Annotated in this window: 6 protein-coding genes; 1 reads left to right on the top strand and 5 read right to left on the bottom strand. The window is 48.8% G+C overall.

Going from position 1 to position 4701, the window contains the following annotated elements:
- Window positions 1–29: 29 nt before the first annotated feature.
- The 5 genes from ccmE to ccmA all read right to left on the bottom strand — a co-directional run bounded on the left by ccmE (window position 30) and on the right by ccmA (window position 3541).
- On the bottom strand, window positions 30–530 hold the full coding sequence (ccmE, locus tag NK638_RS11900; protein ID WP_274633171.1) for a cytochrome c maturation protein CcmE: 501 nt from the start codon (window positions 528–530) through the stop codon (window positions 30–32).
- A gap of 392 nt (window positions 531–922) precedes the next feature.
- Window positions 923–1135, bottom strand: a complete 213-nt coding sequence (gene ccmD, locus NK638_RS11895) for a heme exporter protein CcmD (RefSeq protein WP_201583937.1) — start codon at window positions 1133–1135, stop codon at window positions 923–925.
- 16 nt (window positions 1136–1151) lie between these two features.
- Entirely contained in the window at window positions 1152–1940 is a 789-nt protein-coding gene (gene ccmC, locus NK638_RS11890; RefSeq protein WP_192994909.1) for a heme ABC transporter permease CcmC, read from the bottom strand.
- A 197-nt stretch (window positions 1941–2137) separates the two neighbouring features.
- Complete coding sequence (locus NK638_RS11885; protein ID WP_274633173.1) at window positions 2138–2851, bottom strand: heme exporter protein CcmB; 714 nt, start codon at window positions 2849–2851, stop codon at window positions 2138–2140.
- 60 nt (window positions 2852–2911) lie between these two features.
- The gene (gene ccmA, locus NK638_RS11880) at window positions 2912–3541 is read right to left on the bottom strand and encodes a heme ABC exporter ATP-binding protein CcmA (RefSeq protein ID WP_274633172.1); all 630 of its coding nucleotides are present in this window, start codon (window positions 3539–3541) and stop codon (window positions 2912–2914) included.
- A 211-nt stretch (window positions 3542–3752) separates the two neighbouring features.
- Between ccmA and NK638_RS11875 the strand changes: the two genes are divergently transcribed.
- The coding region (locus NK638_RS11875; protein ID WP_274633170.1) for a hypothetical protein at window positions 3753–4701 on the top strand (949 nt) is incomplete at its 3' end.

The following is a 4701-nucleotide window of genomic DNA, read 5'->3' as shown; positions in this document are numbered from 1 at the left end:
TTTACGGTCAGTGTGGCTATTTTTGAACGCTATTGCTGCAGCGTTTGGGTTTCATGGATTGGCTCTGCTGGATTGTACTGCTCAAAAGGCGGCGTCAATCCATTGCGATTGTTTTCTTTCATAGATTTGGCAACCTCAGGCGGCATGTAGTTTTCGTCGTGCTTGGCCAGCACTTCCCCTGCGACAAAGGTCTCGCCTTGCATTTTACCTGTAGCAACCACGCCTGAGTTTTCAGCAAATAAATCTGGCAAGATACCTTGATAAGTCACAGGCACTGTCGATTCAAAATCGGTAATCGCAAACTCCACACTCAGCGGATCATTTGGTGCTCGCTGCACGCTGCCAGCGACGACCATACCTCCAGCACGGATACGCTTATTTTGCGGCGCTTCCCCTTGAGCGATGGCCGTTGCATCAAAATAGTAGTCAGTCTGCTGCCCAATGGCATAGATGACCAACGCCACGGCTATCGCGGCTCCTGCCAGCGTAAACATCACCCACATCAGTTTTTTGCGACGAACTGCGTTCATACCACTACCTCATTGATGAGTCACTGTCTTATAGTCAAACCATTCTAAAAATAACATAGTGCTATTGAGATAAATGTTGCGAGCATCGAACGATAACAGCACGCAAGTAAAATTTATACCAGTAGCGTGTTTAAACCTAAAACGATTTTACTTTGAACTGACCATATCAGTCATATCCAATGCAATATAAACCCATAAAACAGAAAATATTAAAGAAACCACCATTAGAAAAACCTTTTTTAAATATTTTTCTAATCGTACTTTCTAATAGCTATATAGTAGCATTTTTTGCATCAATCAATAAGCCCCCAAGCCTTCATATCGCCATATAATGACGATATAAACACCCTGGTCTTACGGGCTAAACTGATGATGTTCAGATGATTTTTTGACTACTTAGTTGTAGGACTGGAGGTGTTGGCAGTACGCTGTGCTTGCCGCGCTTGCTGGATGGTCAATTGCTTAATCAGCGCTTGTCGCTGTCTGCGGCTATAAAGAATAAAAGCCAGCACCACACCCACGGTAATCGCCCAACACGACCAGACAAACACGCCATGCTTACCCATGGCGATAAACTCAGACACGCTATAAAAATAAGGCTGCATCATCATCTCCTAGCCGTTATTTGTTTTGTCCACGAATATATTCTTTGACCCAAGCCTTGCCCTGATCGCGGTACAAAATCAAAGTATTGGTGCGATAAATCGCCAAGGTCGCCACCAGTAAATAGCTACCGACGACCATAAGCAGCAGCGGCATCCACATATCGGCTGACATTTTTGGTGCAGCGGTCAAGGTAAAAGTCGAGCCTTGGTGCAAGGTGTTCCACCACTGTACCGAGTATTTGATAATTGGCAGGTTGACCGCACCGACGATGGACAAGATAGCTGCCGCTTTGCCGCGGTTGGCGGTATGCTCAAAGGCGGCAAACAGCGCCATGACGCCCGCGTACAAAAACGCCAAAATCAGCATCGAGGTCAAACGCGCGTCCCAGACCCAATACGTCCCCCAAGTGGGTTTTGCCCAAATAGAGCCGGTGATTAAGCTGATCACACAAAGCAAAAACCCCAGCGGCGCGAGTGCTTGCGCTACCAAACTGGCCGTCTTGATTTTCCAAACCAAAAAGATAACCCCCAACACCGCAAGGGCAAAATAGATGGAGATGGCCAGACTGGCTGCCGGTACGTGGATAAATATAATACGGTAGCTGTTGCCTTGTAAGTAGTCAGGCGGCGCAAATGCCAGCCCCCAAACACTACCGATCGCAAGGCAAATACTGGCAAGTATGGCAAGCCACTTGACCCAAGGCGCAAAAATGCGAAAAAACTGCTTGGTACCAACAGTGGTCAAAAAGCCTTGCCAAATGCGCTGCCACAGGCTAGGAGATGAGACATTATTCAGGTTGGGCATGAGGATAAACCTATTTACACAGCATAGTAGTTTGACAGATAGGGCATCATGGACGCTACGACATCATGATTGCTACTATCCGCTAACCTGCCGGCGTTAAACACTGGATAGAATCTACAAGCGACTTGTTTGTATCGTTAATTGGCTATTATAGCAAAGTTGCCCGTTTTCAACATGCTGTTGATATAAAGGTTTTTTTAATTGAGCCACGCCATCTTTAAGGTCATAGCAATCACCCATGGCATCACCAGCACAGAGATGATGCTGCCAGCTAATAACAGCGCTAGTATCGGCAAACCATTGAGACCTGTGGCAAACAAATCCACCGCCCCAGTGGCAAAAATCAGTACCGGAAGCTGCATGGGCAAAGCTATCAGCGGCACCAGCACAGCACCGTTTTTTAATGACAGTGTCAAACTACTGGCAACGGCAGAGAGCATCAGCAGCATCGGACTGCCAGTGACGATAGAGGCTAGTAATATCCACGCCTCAAACCAGCTAAGCTGAAATAGCGGCACCGCCAATAAGCTGAGCACGGCCACAATCCCACTACTAAAGATCCAATGGATGACTAAGCGGACAAGTACCCAAAGCGGTAGCGATGCTCTGGCAACCACCAACTGCGCCAGCGTGCCATTATCGAGCGCGGGCTTAAACAGCCCATCAACCCCCATCACCAATGACAAGAGCGCGGCAATCCACACAGCAGACACGCCTAAACGCTGCAATAGCGCAGGCTCACTACCGACGGCCAGCGGAAACAAGGTAATAATCACTAAAAACAGTACGAGCGGATATAACCACTGTACCGCTCCTTGCTGCTTGACCTGCCATTCGCGCCGCCAGAGCTGCCCAAAGCTGATACCGCGCGTACCGTCGGAGGTATTTGAGCGCGGCTTTGCCGCTTGCATTAGTGCAGACTGTACTGGGCTATCTGTCATGATCCATCCTTTTACTGAGACTCATCGCCCTTATACCATATAATCTGACAAATCGAGCATTTGATTGGCGACGCCGACGGCCTGATGACTGGTCATTAATATCGCACCGCCCGCACTGGCAAAGTCGCACAGCCTATCCTCCATTCGTGCCACCATATCGACATCTAGCGCGGTAAACGGCTCATCCAGCAGCCATAACGGTGTCACCGCAGGCGTCAATAAATACAATCTAGCAAGAGTAATACGCCGTGTCTGCCCAGCGGATAGATGGCTTGAGCTTACGGTCTCAAAGCCTTGTAACCCTACCCACGTCAGAGCAGCATCAATGTCAGTGCTGCTTGGCGCGATGCCATATAGATTGAGCAAAAACGTCAAGTTTTGTGCGACTGTCAGATTGGGATGGATACCCAGCTGATGCGAGACATATAACGGCTGTACAGGTAAGCTCTCGACGCCTTGATAGCGCACGGTACCTGTCAGTACCGGCAGTAGTCCTGCCAGCTGCATGAGTAGCGTCGTCTTGCCCGTACCATTGGCACCGATGAGATGGCAGATATCCCCTGTAGACAGTGTGAGCGCGACCTTTTCGCATAGGAGAGTCTCACCGCGCTGGACGGTCAGCTCAGCGAGCGCAAGTAAGGGTGCATCCAGTACCGTCATCAAATCTCTCATTATTTATTAAGCGTTAGCAATATTCATCACAACAAAACACCGCGTTCGTGACATAATAGTTGATGCGCTTACCATTCACAAAAACTTGTCCGTGCTTCCTAAATGAATAAGGCTGACACTGACAATCGTATTTTTTGGGGTTGATATTACCCCAGCCACACAGTATAACAAATTGTCCATCACTATGACCTCAAAACCTATGCCGACTTCACAAGATAACCCTAGTTTAGAAACCCACCCTGCCCCCTCTCAGAGGCAAACAGCAGATGTCCAGCCAAGCACTCAGCCAAACAGCCAGTCAAACACTAGCGCTGGCGCGCCTCTCAGTCTTGATAGTATCATCGAGGCACAAGTTGGCTTTATGCAGCAATGGCTTAGGGCACAAGCGGATACCTTGAGCGTGCAGGCATGTCAGTGGTTTGGCGAGCAGCCATTATGCCAGTACCTACAGGCTGATGATTTAAAGCGCCTCATCAATGACGGCTTATTACAGCAGCCGATGAGCGACGTCATGCGCACCGATATCCGTGATATCCTGCATACCGTTATCTACCATCCGATCAATGATAATGTCCCATTGTCTGAGCTGGTAGACGACACCCAAGTCGAGACCCTTGCCAGCTATATCGGCCGTCACGACGAGCAGCGCAACGCCCTTATTCATACGCTCATCGGCAACGAAACCTTTGCTGACCTACTCACCCAGACGCTTTATCACGCTATCAATGATTTTATGGAAAATACGCTCGATAAAGCAGGTGGCGTGGGCAAACTGATGAAGCTTGGCCGCAGCTCATTTGAAAAAGCCACCAATAAAAACTTAGATGAGAAGCTGCAAACTTATTTGCACCGTAACATTAAAGACTTGACGCAGCGCGCAGAGACCAATGCTCAAACGCACTTGTCTAACGATGAGGTCGCGCGGCTGTTGGTCATGGGCTGGTCACGTATCAAAGACCTACCGATCAGCGAGATACAAACATACCTAAATGACGAGGCCGATAATAACAGTATCGAGCATATCGAAGCCAGCATTCAGCAAAGCTATAACCGCTTGCGCTTATCGCCCTATCTGCGCAGTCTAGTAGCAGCCAGCATCGACACGTGGTACAGCAATCATCAATCAGACACCATTGCGGCAGTGGCGG

This window comes from Psychrobacter sp. A3 (assembly GCF_028823565.1).
Taxonomy (GTDB): Bacteria; Pseudomonadota; Gammaproteobacteria; order Pseudomonadales; family Moraxellaceae; genus Psychrobacter; species Psychrobacter celer.
This window is presented reverse-complemented; position numbering and strand designations above follow the sequence as displayed.